This window comes from Ruegeria sp. CI8, from assembly GCF_056536865.1.
In genome coordinates, this window is record NZ_JBQFQL010000002.1 from 236,684 (window position 1) to 253,422 (window position 16,739).

At 63.6% G+C, this 16,739-nt stretch carries 15 protein-coding genes; 11 read left to right on the plus strand and 4 right to left on the minus strand.

Features of this window, described 5'->3' with window-relative positions:
• The first annotated feature begins 24 nt into the window (after positions 1 to 24).
• Genes ACR0DA_RS11765 through ACR0DA_RS11785 form a run of 5 tightly spaced genes read left to right on the plus strand, consistent with a single transcriptional unit; the run spans position 25 to position 5,971 of the window.
• Positions 25 to 1,086 (plus strand): ligand-gated ion channel, encoded by a 1,062-nt coding sequence (locus tag ACR0DA_RS11765; protein WP_170444018.1) that lies wholly within the window; start codon positions 25 to 27, stop codon positions 1,084 to 1,086.
• Between the two features lie 49 nt (positions 1,087 to 1,135).
• Positions 1,136 to 2,083, plus strand: coding sequence for an ABC transporter permease (locus ACR0DA_RS11770; protein ID WP_170341882.1), 948 nt, complete (start codon positions 1,136 to 1,138; stop codon positions 2,081 to 2,083).
• Positions 2,080 to 2,895, plus strand: coding sequence for an ABC transporter permease (locus ACR0DA_RS11775; RefSeq protein WP_480754134.1), 816 nt, complete (start codon positions 2,080 to 2,082; stop codon positions 2,893 to 2,895). The genes ACR0DA_RS11770 and ACR0DA_RS11775 overlap by 4 nt, the downstream gene beginning before the upstream one ends.
• Entirely contained in the window at positions 2,892 to 4,490 is a 1,599-nt protein-coding gene (locus ACR0DA_RS11780; protein ID WP_480754136.1) for an ABC transporter ATP-binding protein, read from the plus strand. Before ACR0DA_RS11775 ends, ACR0DA_RS11780 begins: the two co-directional genes overlap by 4 nt.
• A 35-nt stretch (positions 4,491 to 4,525) precedes the next feature.
• A complete protein-coding gene (locus tag ACR0DA_RS11785) occupies positions 4,526 to 5,971 on the plus strand; it encodes an aldehyde dehydrogenase family protein (RefSeq protein WP_480754138.1) in 1,446 nt (481 codons plus the stop codon).
• A 6-nt stretch (positions 5,972 to 5,977) separates the two neighbouring features.
• On the opposite strand, the gene pncB is transcribed toward ACR0DA_RS11785, so the two are convergent.
• Entirely contained in the window at positions 5,978 to 7,270 is a 1,293-nt protein-coding gene (gene pncB / locus ACR0DA_RS11790) for a nicotinate phosphoribosyltransferase (RefSeq protein WP_480754140.1), read from the minus strand.
• A 166-nt stretch (positions 7,271 to 7,436) separates the two neighbouring features.
• On the opposite strand from pncB, the gene ACR0DA_RS11795 reads away from it, so the two are divergent.
• Entirely contained in the window at positions 7,437 to 7,970 is a 534-nt protein-coding gene (locus ACR0DA_RS11795; RefSeq protein ID WP_480754141.1) for a hypothetical protein, read from the plus strand.
• Positions 7,971 to 7,974: 4 nt separating this feature from the next.
• Here the strand turns inward: ACR0DA_RS11795 and pncA are convergent, their stop codons facing one another.
• A complete protein-coding gene (pncA, locus tag ACR0DA_RS11800; RefSeq protein ID WP_480754142.1) occupies positions 7,975 to 8,568 on the minus strand; it encodes a bifunctional nicotinamidase/pyrazinamidase in 594 nt (197 codons plus the stop codon).
• 96 nt (positions 8,569 to 8,664) lie between these two features.
• Between pncA and trhO the strand changes: the two genes are divergently transcribed.
• Positions 8,665 to 9,570 (plus strand): oxygen-dependent tRNA uridine(34) hydroxylase TrhO, encoded by a 906-nt coding sequence (gene trhO, locus ACR0DA_RS11805; protein ID WP_480754144.1) that lies wholly within the window; start codon positions 8,665 to 8,667, stop codon positions 9,568 to 9,570.
• A 79-nt stretch (positions 9,571 to 9,649) separates the two neighbouring features.
• Positions 9,650 to 10,168 (plus strand): potassium channel family protein, encoded by a 519-nt coding sequence (locus ACR0DA_RS11810; RefSeq protein ID WP_170360476.1) that lies wholly within the window; start codon positions 9,650 to 9,652, stop codon positions 10,166 to 10,168.
• 19 nt (positions 10,169 to 10,187) lie between these two features.
• On the opposite strand, the gene ACR0DA_RS11815 is transcribed toward ACR0DA_RS11810, so the two are convergent.
• Positions 10,188 to 10,517: a hypothetical protein gene (locus ACR0DA_RS11815; RefSeq protein WP_170360478.1), complete on the minus strand. Its 330-nt coding sequence runs from the start codon at positions 10,515 to 10,517 to the stop codon at positions 10,188 to 10,190.
• A gap of 187 nt (positions 10,518 to 10,704) precedes the next feature.
• Between ACR0DA_RS11815 and betB the strand changes: the two genes are divergently transcribed.
• From betB to ACR0DA_RS11830, 3 genes are all read left to right on the plus strand, one after another.
• The gene (gene betB, locus ACR0DA_RS11820) at positions 10,705 to 12,159 is read left to right on the plus strand and encodes a betaine-aldehyde dehydrogenase (protein ID WP_480754146.1); all 1,455 of its coding nucleotides are present in this window, start codon (positions 10,705 to 10,707) and stop codon (positions 12,157 to 12,159) included.
• A gap of 141 nt (positions 12,160 to 12,300) precedes the next feature.
• A complete protein-coding gene (locus ACR0DA_RS11825; protein WP_480754148.1) occupies positions 12,301 to 14,745 on the plus strand; it encodes a GcvT family protein in 2,445 nt (814 codons plus the stop codon).
• Positions 14,742 to 16,100, plus strand: coding sequence for an MmgE/PrpD family protein (locus ACR0DA_RS11830; RefSeq protein ID WP_480754150.1), 1,359 nt, complete (start codon positions 14,742 to 14,744; stop codon positions 16,098 to 16,100). Before ACR0DA_RS11825 ends, ACR0DA_RS11830 begins: the two co-directional genes overlap by 4 nt.
• Here the strand turns inward: ACR0DA_RS11830 and thpR are convergent.
• On the minus strand, positions 16,073 to 16,636 hold the full coding sequence (gene thpR, locus ACR0DA_RS11835) for an RNA 2',3'-cyclic phosphodiesterase (RefSeq protein WP_480754151.1): 564 nt from the start codon (positions 16,634 to 16,636) through the stop codon (positions 16,073 to 16,075). The two genes, ACR0DA_RS11830 and thpR, sit on opposite strands and share 28 nt — an antisense overlap.
• Positions 16,637 to 16,739: the final 103 nt, after the last annotated feature.

Consider the following 16,739-nt stretch of genomic DNA (forward strand, 5'->3'; position numbering starts at 1 on the left):
TCCCCATATTAGGGTCTGTTTCAGATGACACGTTGCCTGGTTTCGGTGTTTTTCTTCATGGTCGCCCTGACCCTGTCGGGGCCTTTGGGTGCGCAAGGGTTGTTTCAGGATGGCCACAGCGCGCTGTTGGGCACCCCGGAGAACCCGGTCGAGGTCGGCGTCGGCATCAAGATCGACCAGATCACCTCGGTCGATCAGAAGGCCGAGAACTATGGCGCCGTGGTCGTGCTGCGGTTTGAATGGAGCGATCCGGCCCTGGCGTTCGATCCGGATGAGCTGGGCCGCGATTTCCGCGTGTTCGATCCGCCGGCCTTCGTGCGGCATGCAGCCACACGGGATGCGGTGGTTCCGGCCTTCGTCATCCACAACCAGCAATCCAACCGCTGGGTGCACGAATCCGCGGCCGCCCTGCGCTATGATGGGCATGTGACGTTTGTCGAGAAATCCTCGCTGACGCTGCAGGCGCCGCATTTCAACTTCCTCAGGTTCCCCTTCGACACGCAGGAGTTCCACTTCGAGGTCGTCTCGGTCTTTCCGTCCGACTTCGTGCACTACTACGCGCTGGACCAGTTCTCGGGGTTGGGCGACACGCTGGGCGAAGAGGAGTGGATTCTGGGCAACGCCCGCATGCTGGCCTCGACCACGACCGGCCTGTCGGGCAATGAAAGCGATCAGGTGTCGCTGGTCTTTCAGGGCAAGCGCCACCTGACCTACTATGTCATCCGGGTGTTCCTGCCGATGCTGGTGCTGGTTCTGGTCGGCTGGGCGCTGTTCTTCCTGGACGAATACCGCAAGCGGATCGACATCGCCGGGGCCAACCTACTGGTCTTTGTCGCCTTCAACTGGGCAATCTCGGCCGATCTGCCCAAGCTGGGCTATCTGACCTTTCTGGATTTCATCCTGCAATGCATGTTCCTGATGACCGGGGCGCTGGTGGTGTTCAACGTTATGCTGCGGCGGCTCAAGGTTTCGGGGCGCGAGGACACGGCGCGCAAGCTGGACAACTATGCGATCAAGTGGATCTATCCGCTGGGCTATGCCGCGATCGTGGGCTACGCGGTCTGGGCGTTTCTGATGCAGTCCTGACGCGCTGTGCCGCTGGACCGGCGGCCAATCCCGGCCTAACGTGGCGGCAATGCTCCGATATGCGCTCAAACGTCTGATTTCGCTGGCACTCAGCCTGGCCGTCGCTTCGGTGGTCATCTTCGCGGTGATCGAGGTGGCACCGGGGGATCCGGCCTCGTTCATGCTGGGGGTGAACGCCCAGCCCGAAACGCTGGCCGCCCTGCGCGCCGAGCTGGGCTTGGACGTGTCGCGGCCGCAGCGCTATCTGAATTGGGTCAGCGGCATGCTGGCCGGAGATTTCGGCACCTCGTACACCTATCGCACGCCGGTGGCGCAGATGGTGACCGACCGGCTGTGGGTGTCGCTGCCGCTGGCGCTCTATGCGCTGACACTGTCGACGCTGATCGCCTTTCCGGTCGGTATCTATGCCGCCGCGCGCCGGGGGAAACCGGGCGATCTGGCGGTGATGGGGGCCACGCAGCTGGGCATCGCGGTGCCGAATTTCTGGTTCGCGATGATGCTGGTGCTGATCTTCGCCATCAATCTGCGCTGGTTCAACGCGGGCGGGTTCGCGGGGTGGGACAAGGGCCTGTGGGCCGGGCTGCATTCGCTGACCCTGCCGGCCATCGCGCTGGCCCTGCCGCAGGCGGCGATATTGGCGCGGGTCATGCGCTCGGCGCTGCTGGACATTCTGGGTGAGGATTTCATGCGGACCGCCCGCGCCAAGGGCCTGTCGCGCCGTCAGGCGCTGTGGCGGCACGGGGTGCGCAACGCGCTGATCCCGGTGCTGACCATCATCGGGCTGCAGTTCTCGTTCCTGCTGGCTGGGTCGATCATCATCGAGCAGGTCTTCTACCTGCCCGGGCTGGGGCGGCTGGTGTTCCAGGCGATCTCGGCGCGGGATCTGATCGTGGTGGAGTCGGTGGTGATGCTGCTGGTCTTTGCGGTCATCACGGTGAACTTCCTGGTCGACCTGGCCTATGCCGCGGTCGATCCCCGGTTGCGGAGCCGCACATGAGCCGGTCTTTGATCCTGGGGGCGGCGCTGTCCTCGGTGGTGGTGCTGATGGCCCTTCTGTCCTTCGTCTGGACACCCTATGACCACGCCGCCCTGAACATCCCAGACAAGCTGCAACCGCCCAACGTGCAGCACTGGTTCGGTACCGATCATTTCGGGCGCGACATGTTCTCGATGATCATGGTGGGTGCGCGCACCTCGATCGCCGTTGCGTTGGTGGCTGTGGGCATCGGCATGGGGTTCGGCGTGCCGCTGGGGCTGACGGCCGCGGCGCGCAAGGGGTCGTGGCTGGATGAGCTGATCATGCGCGGCAACGATCTGGTGTTTGCCTTCCCCTCGCTGGTCATAGCCATCCTGATCACCGCCGTCTTCGGGCCCGGTGCGGTGAACGCGATCATCGCCATCGGCATCTTCAACATCCCCGTCTTCGCCCGCATCACCCGCGGCGCGGCCCTGTCCCTGTGGGAGCGCGAGTTCATCCTGGCCGCCCGCGTCGCGGGCAAGGGCGCGGCGCGGATCTCGGCCGAGCACATCCTGCCCAACGTCGCCAACCTGCTGATCGTGCAGGGCACCATCCAGTTCAGCCTGGGCATTCTGGCCGAGGCGGGGCTGTCCTATGTCGGCCTCGGTGCGCAGCCACCGACGCCCAGCTGGGGCCGGATGCTGGCCGATGCGCAGACGATGGTCAGTTTCGCCCCGCATTTGGCTCTGATCCCGGGGCTGGCGATCATCGTCACGGTGCTGGGGCTGAACCTGATGGGCGACGGGCTGCGCGATTGGCTGGACCCCCGCATCCGGGTGGCCCGCGCATGAGCCTGCTGGAAATTCATAACCTGTCGCTGTCGATCCACGGGGTCCCCGTTCTGGACCAGGTCAGCCTGTCCATCGACCCCGGTCAGATCGTGGCCGTCACCGGTGAAAGCGGTTCGGGCAAGTCGATGACCGCGCTGGCGGTGATGCAGTTGCTGCCCGCAGGGGCCGAGGCAGGCGGCTCGGTCCGCCTGGACGGGCACGAGGTTCTGAACAGCCCCGAGGACGAGATGTGCCGCCTGCGTGGCGCTGCCGTCGGGATGGTGTTTCAGGAGCCGATGACGGCGCTCAATCCGGTGAAGACCATCGGTGATCAGGTGATGGAGACCATCCTGATCCACAAGACCATGCCCCCCGACGCCGCCCGCGCGCGCGCCCAAGAGGTTCTGACCCGCGTCGGCCTGCCGCCCGACCGCTTTCCCCTGTCGCGCTATCCGCACGAACTGTCGGGCGGGCAGCGGCAGCGGGTGGTGATCGCCATGGCCATCGCCCTGCGCCCCAGGCTGCTGATCGCGGACGAGCCGACAACCGCGCTGGACGTGACCACGCAGGCGCAGATCCTCGACCTGCTGCGGGGGCTGGTCACCGAATACGGCATGGGCCTGCTGATGATCACCCACGATCTGGCGGTGGTGGCCGACATGGCCGACCGGATCGTGGTGATGCAGAAGGGGCGGGTGGTCGAAACCGGGGCCACCGACCATCTGCTGCGCCACATGCAGCATCCCTATACGCGGATGCTGTTTCAGGCCTCGGGCCATCGGGTCGCATTGCCTGCGCCGCCCGCGCCCGCGCCGCTGCTCGAGGTCCGCAACGTGGTGCGGGACTATCGCCTGCCGCGCACGCGGTTGTTTGAAAAGCCCGGCCATCACCGGGCCGTGGACCACGTCAGTTTCACGATGAACCGGGGCGAGCGCCTTGGACTTGTGGGCGAGTCCGGCTGCGGAAAATCGACCCTGACACGGACTGTTTTGGGGCTTGAGGAGGTTCAGGGCGGGCAGATCCTGCTGGGCGGCCTGCCAGTGTTCACCGGTCGCAAACCCAATCTGGCCGTGCGCCGCAAGATGCAGGTGGTGTTCCAGGACCCGTTCGGCAGCTTCAACCCCCGCCACCGTGTCGCCCGCCTGATCACCGAGCCTTTTCACCTGCTGGGAACGCCGCCCACCGGGTCCGAACGGCAGCATCGGATCGCCGAGATGCTGACCGCCGTAGGCCTCTCGCCGGACGATGCGGGGAAATACATCCACGAATTCTCGGGCGGGCAGCGCCAGCGCATCGCCATCGCCCGCGCCCTGATCATCCGGCCCGAGCTGATCCTGTTCGACGAAGCCGTCTCGGCACTCGACGTGTCCGTGCGGGCGCAGATCCTCGACCTGCTGGCCGAGCTGTGTGCGGCCTATGACCTGACCTACCTGTTCGTCAGCCATGACCTGAGCGTGGTGCGCACCATCACCGACCGGGTGATGGTGATGCAAGCAGGCCGGATCGTCGAGCAGGGCGAGACCGAGCGCGTGTTCGCGGACCCGCAGCACCCATATACGCAATCCCTGATCCAAGCCGTGCCGAAATTGCCCGAGATCGGGCAGGGCGCAGCATGAAATCCCATTGTTAAAGCCTGTTTTTGGAGGCAGATATGCTAAATCCCATCTGGTTTGACCCCACCCTGTGCCTGATCGGCGGCGATTGGGTCGCAACCGACGACACGCTTGAACTGACCAACCCGTCCGACGGCACGCCACTGTGCCGGATTGCGCGCGGTGGGGCGCCGCAGATCGATGCCGCCGTGCAGGCCGCGCAGGCGGCGCTGGACGGTGACTGGGGCAGGACGACCGCGCTGGAGCGGGGCCGCATCCTGACCCGGCTGGGGCAGTTGGTGCGGGACAGGACCGAAGAGCTTGCGCTGCTCGAAGCGTTGGACGTTGGCAAACCGCTGGCCCAGGCGCGCGCCGACGCACTGGCGCTGGCGCGGTATTGCGAATTCTACGGCGGTGCGGCGGACAAGGTGATGGGTCAGACCATCCCCTATCTGGACGGCTACACCGTCTATACCCTGCGCGAGCCGCATGGGGTGACCGGCCATATCGTGCCGTGGAACTACCCGATGCAGATCATCGGCCGCTCGGTCGGGGCGGCGCTGGCCATGGGCAATGCCTGCGTTCTGAAACCGGCCGAAGAGGCCTGTCTGACAGCACTGGCCTTTGCCCATCTGGCCACCGAGGCCGGCCTGCCGCCGGGGGCGCTGAACGTGGTGTCCGGCATCGGGTCCGAGGCGGGCGCGGCCCTGTCGGCGCATCCGGGTGTGCATCATATCTCGTTCACCGGGTCCGTGGCGACGGGTGCGCTGGTGCAGCAGGCGGCCGGGGCCAACGTGGTGCCGGTGACGCTGGAACTGGGCGGGAAATCTCCGCAACTGGTGTTCGATGATGCCGATCTGGAGGCCGCGTTGCCGTTTCTGGTGAATGCGGGCATCCAGAACGCGGGTCAGACCTGCTCGGCCGGGTCGCGCGTTCTTGTGCAGCGCGGGGTCTATGCCAAGGTCAAGGCGCGCATGGCCGCCGCCTATGCCGACCTGACCGTCGGACCTGCGACCGAGGATCTGCGCGTCGGGCCGCTGATCTCGGACCGGCAGAAGCGGATCGTAACCGGCTTTCTGGCGCAGGGGGCTGATCTTGAGATCGCAGCACAGGGCCGGATCGTGGATCACGCGCCGACGGGCGGGGCCTATGTGCGCCCGACGCTGTTTGGGGACGTGCCGCCCGATCATCCGCTGGCGCAGAAGGAAATCTTTGGCCCCGTCCAGGTTTTGATCCCCTTCGACACCGAGGAACAGGCCATTCAAATCGCCAACGGCACCGATTACGGGCTGGTGGCCGGGGTCTGGACGCGGGACGGCGCGCGGCAGATGCGGCTGGCCAAACGGTTGCGCGCGGGGCAGGTGTTCATCAACAACTACGGCGCGGGCGGCGGGGTCGAGCTGCCGTTCGGCGGGGTCGGAAAATCGGGCCATGGCCGCGAAAAGGGGTTCGAGGCGCTGTACGGTTTTTCCCAGTTGAAAACCGTGGCTGCCCATCACGGCTGAGCCGGGCTAGACGATCACTTCGATCGCTTCTTGTTCCCCTACGCCAAAGACGCGCTTGTAGCGCTTGATCTCGTCTTTCGGCCCCATCGCCTTTTCGGGGTTGTCCGAAAGTTTCACCGTCGGACGCCCATTGGCCGAGACCGCCTTGCACACCAGCGAGAACGGCGCCAGCGCATCCCCCGGCACCAGCCCGCGGAAATCGTTGGTCAGCAACGTGCCCCACCCGAACGAGACCTTCACCCGGCCCGCGAATTGGCCATGCAATTCGCGGATCTTGTCCACGTCTAGCCCGTCCGAGAAAATGATCCGCTTCTGGCTGGGATCCTCGCCGCGCGATTTCCACCAGTCGATGGCGATCTCGGCGCCCTTGGCCGGATCGCCGCTGTCGATGCGGATACCGGTCCAGCCGGCCAGCCAGTCGGGCGCTCGGTCCAGAAACCCCTTGGTGCCATAGGTGTCGGGCAGGATGATCCGCAGGTTGCCGTCATGTTCGTCATGCCAGTCGCTCAGCACGTCATAGGGCGCGCGGGCCAGTTCATCGTCGGTTTCGGCCAGCGCCGAATAGACCATCGGCAGTTCATGTGCATTGGTGCCGATCGCCTCGACCTCGCGCCGCATGGCGATCAGGCAGTTCGACGTTCCCGTGAAGGCCGGGCCCAGCCCTTCGATCATCGCCTGCACGCACCAGTCCTGCCACAGGAAGGAATGCCGCCGCCGGGTTCCGAAATCTGCGATGCCCAAACCGGGAATGCCGCGCAGCGTTTCGATCTTTTCCCAGACACGGGTCATGGCGCGGGCATAGAGAACCTGAAGTTCGAACCGGCGCATGTCGTTCAAAACCGCGCGCGAGCGCAGCTCCATCAGCACCGCCAGCGCCGGGATTTCCCACAGCATGACCTCGTGCCATTTGCCTTCGAATGTCAGCTCGTACTGATCGCCGCGGCGTTCGAGGTGATAGGGCGGCAGGCGCAGATTCTCGAACCATTCCATGAAATCGGGGCGGAACATCTGGCGTTTGCCGTAGAATGTATTGCCTCGCAGCCAGGTGCTTTCACCCCGGCTGAGGCTGAGCGAGCGGATGTGATCCAGCTGTTCGCGCAACTCGCCCTCGTCGATCAGATTGGCCAGGGGGACGTGATTCGACCGGTTGATCAAGGAAAACTCGACCGTTGTTTGAGGTCGGTTTCGAAACACTGACTGGCACATCAGCAATTTGTAGAAGTCTGTGTCGATCAAAGACCGGACAATCGGGTCGATCTTCCATTTGTGATTGTAGACACGGGTCGCGATGTCGACCATGGGGAACTCCTGCCATTTCCGTTGTTAGATCAATCGGGGCGGTGAATGGCAAGAGTCGCGGATTTGGTAACAATGCCAAGGACAGGCCATAATGCGGGCATAATGTCTGTTCTTTTCGCGGTCTAGTTAAACGGTGGGATGGTAAGAGAAGGTAGTAGTTGGTTGAATGGGTCTGGCTTACGACTTTGATATTGTAACGATTGCAAAAGATGGGGGCGATTGCGGTTCGTCGGCTAAGACCGAGCCGAAAGCCGCAACGGTCTGTGCGCGTTTTCGCGACGTTAAGACGGCCGATGCTCTGAGGGGGGCGTCACCGAAGCTGCGTCAGGTGTTCGTGGATGCCGGATATATTCTGGACAGCCACGGCAGTGGTGAATCGCGTGGTTTCTATCCGCCCGAAGACGCCGCGGCTCGCGAAAAGATCCTGCGCCAGCTGTTTACAAATATTCGGGCCACGGGATTGCGCGGCCAGTATTGCGGTGAATTCGATCTGCGCGACTTTCTGCGCCATGTTCGCAGCGCGCAGCCTGGGATCGGCATCAAACGCCGCGATCCGGTGCGCCGCCCGCAACCGGCCACACCTTCGCCCGCAAAACCTGACCGAAGAACCGTGCCGGGGCGCATTGGCTTCGCCCTTGGCCTTGCGGTGATCGTGTTCGTCCTGCTGAAATACTTGGCTGCGGCGGGAGCGACGCCCTGAACCGCTAGACCAGCGTAACACCCGTGTCGCGCATGGCCTGTTTCGCCGCTGCGAGCGATCCATCCAGATCGATTGCGCGGCAAGCGCCGGTTCTGACGGTCACGTCAAAGCCCAGCCGGGCCGCATCCACAGCTGAATAATGCACGCAGAAATCGGTCGCCAAGCCTACCAGCGTCAGCCGGTCGATCCCGCGCGTGCGCAGATAGCCTTCCAGCCCGGTGGGCGTGGTGCGGTCGTTTTCGAAGAAGGCCGAATAGCTGTCGATCGCGCTGCGGAAGCCCTTGCGCAGGATCAGGTCGGCATCGGTGCGCAGGTCGGGGTGGAATTCGGCGCCGGGCGTGCCCTGAACGCAATGGTCGGGCCACAGGACCTGCGGGCCATAGGGCATCTCAACCAGATCGTAGGGCGCCTTGCCCGGATGGGAGAACGCGAACGAAGAATGGCCCGCCGGGTGCCAGTCCTGCGTCAGGACCACCGCGTCGAAATCGGGCATCATGGCATTGATCGGGGCGACGATCTCATCCCCGTTGGGAACCGCCAGCGCACCGCCGGGGCAGAAGTCGTTCTGGACGTCGATCACGATCAGGGCATGGGTCATGGCGGCCTCCTTTGCGTGTCCTATCGGTAGGCGGGCGGGCGGGGGTCGTCAATGCGGTGTCTTGCGTTGCGGGGGGCCGCGCATTAGATCGCGGCCATGTACACGATCGCCGCACTGTATCACTTCACCCGTTTTGCCGACCCGGACGCCCTGCGCGCGCCGCTGCGGGAGCTGTGCCGCGCGCAGTCGGTCAAGGGCACACTGCTGCTGGCGCATGAGGGCATCAACGGCACCATCGCCGGCCCACGCGCCGGGATCGACGCGGCTCTGGCGCATATCCGGGCGCTGCCGGGCTGCGCCGATCTGGAATGGAAAGAGGCCACCGCCAGCCAGCCGCCTTTTGGAAAGATGAAGGTGCGCCTGAAGAAAGAGATCGTGACCATGGGCCAGCCGGATGTCGATCCGCGCGCCCGCACCGGCCACTATGTCGAGCCGCAGGACTGGAACGATCTGATCCGTTCGGATGATGTGGTGGTGATCGATACGCGCAATGATTATGAGGTGTCGATCGGCACGTTCGACGGCGCAATCGACCCTAAAACGGCCAGTTTCCGCGATTTTCCTACCTGGTGGGAGCATAACAAGGGCCGGTTCCACAACAAGCGCGTCGCCATGTTCTGCACAGGCGGCATCCGCTGCGAGAAATCCACCAACTACCTGCTGGGGCAGGGGATCGAGGATGTCTATCACCTGAAGGGCGGCATCCTGCGCTATCTCGAGGAGGTCCCGCCCGAGGACAGCACCTGGAAGGGCGAGTGCTTCGTGTTCGACAATCGCGTTTCCGTAGGGCACGGGTTGGCCGAGGGACCGCACCAGCTGTGTCATGGCTGCCGCCGCCCGATCCTGCCCCAGGACATGGAGCGCCCCGAATACGAGCACGGCGTGTCCTGCCACCAATGCATCCACGAGACGTCCGAGGCCGACAAGGCCCGGTTCCGCGAACGGCAGAAACAGATCATGCTGGCAAGGGCGCGGGGCGAAGAGCATATCGGCGGCCAATAGCTTCGAATCCCGCAAAAAAGCTTGCGATGATGCGCCCGGCGTTAAAAAATGGCCGGTACCCGTGCTTGGGAGGGGGACGATGGCGCATGATCCAACCACATTGCAGGATTGGAAGCCCACGCTGATCGCAGCGATGGGCCTTGTCATACTCAGTGGTCTGGCTTGGTACATCCTTTCACACCTGACCGAATCCGCCGCCGGCGACACGATCGGAGCTGCAGCCACCATCGGGTTGGCGATTTGGCTGTTCTCGCAAACCTGGTACTACATTGCGCTTGTGCGCTCGCCCAAGCGGCAGTTGCTGCTGATGGGGATTTCCTTCATTCAGGTCGTGCCGTTTCTGTTCGCTGCAGTCTACGGGTCATACGGGTACTACGATCTGTGCGTTGAAGGCGCCCGCGGTCCGGCGGATGTCCTGTACTTCTCGTATGTTACCTTCACGACGGTTGGTTTTGGTGACTTGCGGCCGGTTGGCGTGTGCCGCGCGCTTGCCGTGGCTGAGGCGATTACCGGCTATATTCTACTGGGCCTGTTCGTGGCAGCGGCCGTAGGGCTGTATGGTCGGTCGCATCGCCATCGCCATGACAAAGACGCCTGAGCCCGCCGGCCACATTTCTTCACTTGTTCCGCTCAATCCATTGCGACATCGCACGTTTGTCGCGGAAGCACTCGCTGGGGATCGGGCGGCGTTTGGTGCGCGAGATCCGCTCGGCAAAGGCCACCTGTTTGCCCGTCGGGTAGTCGGCAAAGGGGGAGGGATCGTGCGGCTTGTGCGCCGAGATCCAATCGGACATGGATCGCCGATCGCGCTGCGCCTCAACCGGGATCTCCAGCGCGGACTGCTGGGCGATCGCGCGCGCATAGCGCATCTGACGGTCCGTGACGGGCAGAATGTGGTAGTCGTTGGTCGGCCCCATCGGGGCGGTTTTGCGCAAAGACTGTTCCATCTGGTGATCCTCCGATCATGTAGAACAGAAATGGAACATTAACCATTTTTTTCAAGAGGGCCCCTTTTTTTGTTGGCAAGAATTCGCCCAAAGCAGTGCTTTATTGACTGATCAATCAATAATCATTACCTGCGGATGAAACCGACCGGCACCGGTTCCCCGGGGCCAGAGTAAAAAAGGATCCGCGATGAAAGTTCAGCCCAAGGCCAGCCACTTTATTGATGGCGAATATGTCGAAGACACCGCAGGCACCCCGATCGACGTGATCTATCCGGCCACGGGCGAGGTCATCGCCCGCCTGCATTCGGCCACGCCGCAGATCATCGAACAGGCTCTAACCAGCGCAAAACGGGCACAAAAGGCCTGGGCAGCGATGACCGGAACCGAACGCGGCCGCGTCCTGCGCCGCGCCGCCGACATCATGCGCGAGCGCAACCGCGAGCTGTCGATCCTCGAAACCCATGACACCGGCAAGCCGTTGCAGGAAACGCTGGTGGCCGATGCGACCTCGGGCGCGGATGCGTTGGAATATTTCGGCGGGCTGGCCGGGTCCCTGACCGGTGAGCACATCCCGCTGGGTGGCGGCGATTTCGTTAATACCATCCGCGAGGCGCTGGGCGTCTGCGTCGGTATCGGCGCGTGGAACTATCCGACCCAGATCGCCTGCTGGAAGGGCGCCCCGGCGCTGGCCTGCGGCAATGCGATGGTGTTCAAACCCTCGGAGACCACGCCCCTGTCGGCGTTGAAAGTGGCCGAGATCCTGATCGAGGCCGGCGCCCCCAAGGGTATCTACAACGTGGTTCAGGGCTATGGCGAAGTGGGCGCCGCGCTGGTCACCGACCCGCGTGTGGCCAAGGTATCGCTGACCGGCTCGGTGCCCACGGGCCGCAAGGTCTATGCCGCCGCGGCCGAGGGCATGAAACACGTCACGATGGAACTGGGCGGCAAGTCGCCCCTGATCGTGTTCGACGATGCCGACATCGAAAACGCCGTCTCGGGCGCGATCCTGGGCAATTTCTATTCCTCGGGCCAAGTTTGTTCCAACGGCACGCGGGTCTTCGTGCAGAAGGGCATCAAAGAGGCCTTCCTGGCCCGTCTGACCGAACGCCTTGCCAACGTTAAGATCGGCGACCCGATGGATGAGGCCGTGAATTTCGGCCCGATGGTCAGCGAAAACCAGATGAACATCGTTCTGGGCTATATCAAAAAGGGCAAGACCGAGGGCGCACGGCTGGTCCATGGCGGCACGCGGCTGGATCGCCCGGGCTTCTACATTCAGCCCACGGTCTTTGCCGACGTGACCGACGACATGACCATCGCCCGCGAGGAGATCTTCGGCCCCGTCATGTCGGTGCTGGATTTCGAAACCGAAGACGAGGTGATGGCCCGTGCCAACGCCACCGAGTTCGGCCTGGCCGCCGGCGTGTTCACCAACGACCTGACCCGCGCCCATCGCGTGGTGGCCGGGTTCGAGGCAGGCACCTGCTACATCAACACCTACAACCTGGCCCCGGTCGAGGCCCCGTTCGGCGGGTCGAAAATGTCAGGCGTCGGGCGCGAGAATTCGAAGCTGGCGATCAACCACTATTCGGAAATGAAAACCGTCTATGTCTCGATGAACGACGTCGAGGCACCCTACTAGACGTTCCCAAACCGGGAATCCGGTCCAACTTGCCCTGTTCCCGACATTTGGGGTCGGGAACAGAGCATACGGTGTCCGCACACTGTGGCTGACTTCTGAGGCAGAGGGGTGACGCGCCCCCGCCAGTCAGGAGAAAGCCCAATGAGAACCCATGCACAGGCCGTCGTGATCGGGGGGGGCCTTGTCGGTTGTTCGATCCTTTACCACCTTGCCAAGCTGGGCTGGACCGACGTGATCCTGCTGGAGCGGGACGAACTGACCAGCGGTTCAACGTGGCACGCGGCGGCCAACATCCACGGGCTGCACGACAACAACAACGTCACCCGCATCCAGCACTACACGATGAACCTGTACAAGCAGCTGGAGCAGGAAACCGGGCAGGGCTGCGGCGTGTTCCAGCCGGGATCGCTGTATCTCGCCCAGACCGAGGCGCGCGAGCACCAGCTGCGCCTGCAAGAGGCCAAGGCGCGGTTCTACGGCCTGAATTTCCATGAGATCAGCCGCGAACAGGCGATGGAGCTGCACCCGCTGGCGCAGTTCGATGACATCCGCTGCATCATGTATGAACCCGACGGCGGCAACGTGGACCCCTCGGGCGTGACCCACGCCTATGCGGCCGGCGCGCGCGCGCTGGGGGCCGAGATTCAGCGGTTTTGCCCCGTAATAGGGACTGAACAGAAGCCTGACGGCTCGTGGATCGTGCGCACGGAAAAGGGCGACATCCACACGCAATGGGTGGTCAACGCCGCCGGGTTGTGGGGACGCGAGGTGGCCGCGCTGGCGGGGCTGGAATTGCCGCTGCAACCGACCGAGCACCAGTATTTCGTGACCGAAGCGATTGAAGAGGTCGCCGCCCTTGGCCGTCGCCTGCCCTCGATCGCCGACCGCGATGGCGAGTATTATTTCCGGCAGGAAGGCAACGGGTTGCTGATCGGCGCCTACGAGAAAGACATGCGGTTCTGGGCCGAGGACGGCACGCCGCTGGATTTCGCCCATGACCTCTTCCCTGACGATCTGGACCGGATCATGGAAAACGTGATCCGCGCGACCGAGCGTGTGCCGGTGGCCGCGACCGCAGGCGTGAAACGGGTGATCAACGGCCCGATGATCTGGTCGCCGGATTCCAACGCCATCTGGGGGCCGGTGCCCGAGCTGCGCAACTATTTCTGCTGCACCGGCATCATCCCCGGATTCTCGCAATCGGGCGGGCTGGGGCTGTTGGCTGCGCAATGGATGATCGAGGGCGAGCCGCAATACGACATGTTTGCCTGGGATCTGGCGCGGTTCGGCGACTGGGCCGACAAGAAATTCACCAAGGCGCGGGTGGCCGATCAGTATTCCCACCGCTTCGCCATCCATTTCCCGAACGAGGAACGCAGCGCCGGCCGCCCCGCCCGCGTGCGCCCTGCCTACGAGATGCAGAAACAGATGGGCGCGGTCTTCGGCCTCAACTGCGGCTGGGAACACCCGCTGTGGTTCGCCGACCGCCCCGGAACGGACGAGACCACCGGCTTCACCCGCCAAAACTGGTTCGAACCGGCGGGGCAAGAGGCCCGGATGCTGCGCGAGAGCGTGGGCGTGATCGACATCTCGAACTTTGCCAACTACGTCATCAAGGGGCCGGGCGCGCATGACCGGCTCGACCAGCTGGTGGCCAACCGGGTGCCGACCGAGGTTGGACGTTCATGCCTGACCCCGCTGATTTCCGTACGCGGCGGCGTGGCGGGCGATTTCACCATCACCAAGACGGCCCAAGACGAATACATGATGATCGGCTCGGGCATGGCCGAACGCTATCACCAGAGGTTCTTCAACATGGTGGACCTGCCCGAGGGCACCACCTTCGACGTTGCCACCAACCGCATCGCGGGCTTCAACATCGCCGGCCCGAAATCGCGCGAGGCCTTGCAACGGCTGACCAACGCCGACCTCTCGAATGAGGCGTTCCGCTTCATGCGCTCGGCCACGATCGAGGTTGCCGGGGTCACCTGCCTTGCCATCCGCGTCAGCTTCACCGGCGATCTGGGGTGGGAGCTGCACTGCGCCGAAGAGGACCAGATCAGACTCTATACAGCGCTTCTGGATGCTGCCCGCGCCTGCGGTGGTGGACCTGTCGGCAGCCGGGCTCTGGGCGCGTTGCGGATCGAAAAAGGCTATGGCTCATGGGGGCGCGAGTATTCGCAGGAGTACTGGCCGCACGAGGTCGGTCTGGATGGGTTGATCAAGCCAGACAAGGATTTTCTGCACAAGGCGGCCTGGCTGGCGATCAAGGACAATCCCGTGCGCGAGGTGCTGTCGATTTTCGAGGTCGATGTCACCCACGATGCCGATGCCAGCGGGGGCGAGCCGATCTTTACCCCAGATGGTACGCCCGTGGGGCGCGTCACTTCGGGCGCCTATGGCTATACGGTCGGCAAGTCGCTGGCCATCGGATACGCCAACCCAGCCGTGGCCCAGCCGGGTGACGAGGTGCATGTCTTTATCCTGGGCAAGCCGCACAGGGCGCGGATCCTGCATGCGCCTCCGTTCGACCCAAAGGGCCTGCGCCTGCGAGATCAGAAACCGGCGATGGAGGGCGCCAGGTGACCGAAACCTTCGCCCGCGTTGCCGAGTTTGTTCTGAACCGCCCGGCGGACCAGATGCCCGACAGCGCGCGCGAAGCGGCAGCCCTGATGCTGCTGGATACTTTGGGCATCGTGATCGCCTCGACCCCGATGGAGGCCGGCGTGATCGCCCGCGATACTGCCGCATTGCTGTACGGATCGACCGATCCTGCGTTCTCGGCGCGGATGCTGTGCGATGGACGCCGGGTCAGTCCGGCAGGCGCGGCCTACGCGGCGGCGACTCAGACCGATAATCTCGACGGGCACGACGGCTACAACCCGACCAAGGGGCATATCGGCGTGGTGGTCGTGCCCGCGCTGTGCGCATTGGCCGAACACTGCCTTGACCTGTCCGGACCCGATGCGCTGGCTGCCGTCATCACCGGGTACGAAATTGCGGGCCGCGCCGGGATCGCGCTGCACGCCACCGTCAGCGACTATCACACCTCGGGGGCGTGGAACGCACTGGGCGTGGTTGCCATGGCGGCCCGCTTGCGGGGCCATTCACCGGACCAGTTACGCCAAGGACTTGGTATTGCCGAATATCACGGCCCTCGCAGCCAGATGATGCGCGAGATTGCCAACCCCACCATGCTGCATGACGGCTCGGGCTGGGGCGCGCTGGTGGGCATGTCCGCGGCAATTCTGGCCGAGCGCGGCTTTACCGGCGCCCCCGCGATCACCATCGAGGAAGCCCGCGCGGCACCCTATTGGCAGGACCTCGGAACGTTTTGGCAGATGGAACATCAATATGTGAAACCCTATCCGATCTGCCGCTGGGCCCATGCCGCCATAGACGGGCTGCGCATGGTGATGAACTCGCACGGTCTGACCCATCACCAGATCGCCCGTGTCGAGATCCACAGTTTTCACGAAGCGGTTCAACTGTATTCGGGGATGCCCGAGACGACGTCGCAGGCGCAATACTCGCTGCCATTTGCTGTCTCGACTTTTGCGGTACACGGGCGGATCGGGGTCGAGCACATCGGCGGCGATGGATTGTCCGATCCGATGGTCGCCGATTTCCTGAGCCGCATCACCGTATCCGAGTCGGACCGCCATAATTCCCGCTTTCCCGCTGGGCGCTGGGCCGACGTTCAGGTAACGACGCAAGACGGTCGCGTTTTCCGCTCGGGCGACATCCATGCCCGGGGCGGGCCTGAGTCTCCGATGTCGCGACAGGACGTCATCGACAAGTTTGTCGAGTTTTCTTCTCCGGAAATCGGAGGGTCTGCTGCCAAGAATCTGAGCAGGGCGGTTTTGAACCTTACCGATCCCAGCACCCGGTTTAGTGACATGGTGCAGCCTCTCTACCGGTCGGCGAAGTCGTCAGCCTGACGCGACCAGCCTTGCAGTTGCAAAGGATAGGTCGACAGCGTTTCATATCGTGCCCCGTCCGGCCGAAGTGTCGAAGAGTTGAGGTTGAACTGGGTCACCACCATGGTGGTTTGGGGAACTGGGATATGCAAAATGGCCTTGTTTAGAGCCGATTCAATACCCCGAACTATGGTGATATGCGGTCGAAAGCGGCGGCGTTGCAGCGTCAGCCCGGCCCGCCCAATGCACTGCAGGACGCTTTCATGCAGGTGCAGGAGTCCAGGATCGGGCTCTACCACCATGTGCAGCGAGTTTCCGAAACTGCCCAGCCCGGACAGTCTGACGGAAATGGCCGGGCGCCTCAGCACTTCGAAGTGATCATTCAATTCGATCAAGGCGTTTCGGGTCTGGTCGCCCAGGAAAGCCAGCGTCAGATGAAGGTTTTCAGCAGGCAAACTTCGACCGCAATTTGCTGCGCGAGCGACGTCGGCGCATATCTGGGCGATTTCGGAAGATATGGGAATGGCGACAAAACATCGAATGAGCGCTCCGGACATCCGTTGCCCCTGATCTGGATAAGTTTGAATTTGCCGGGCAGTCTGCCGGTGCTTGCTCTTTCTGACAAGCGCACGCTCTCAATGCGAGGCGCACAAGCCGACT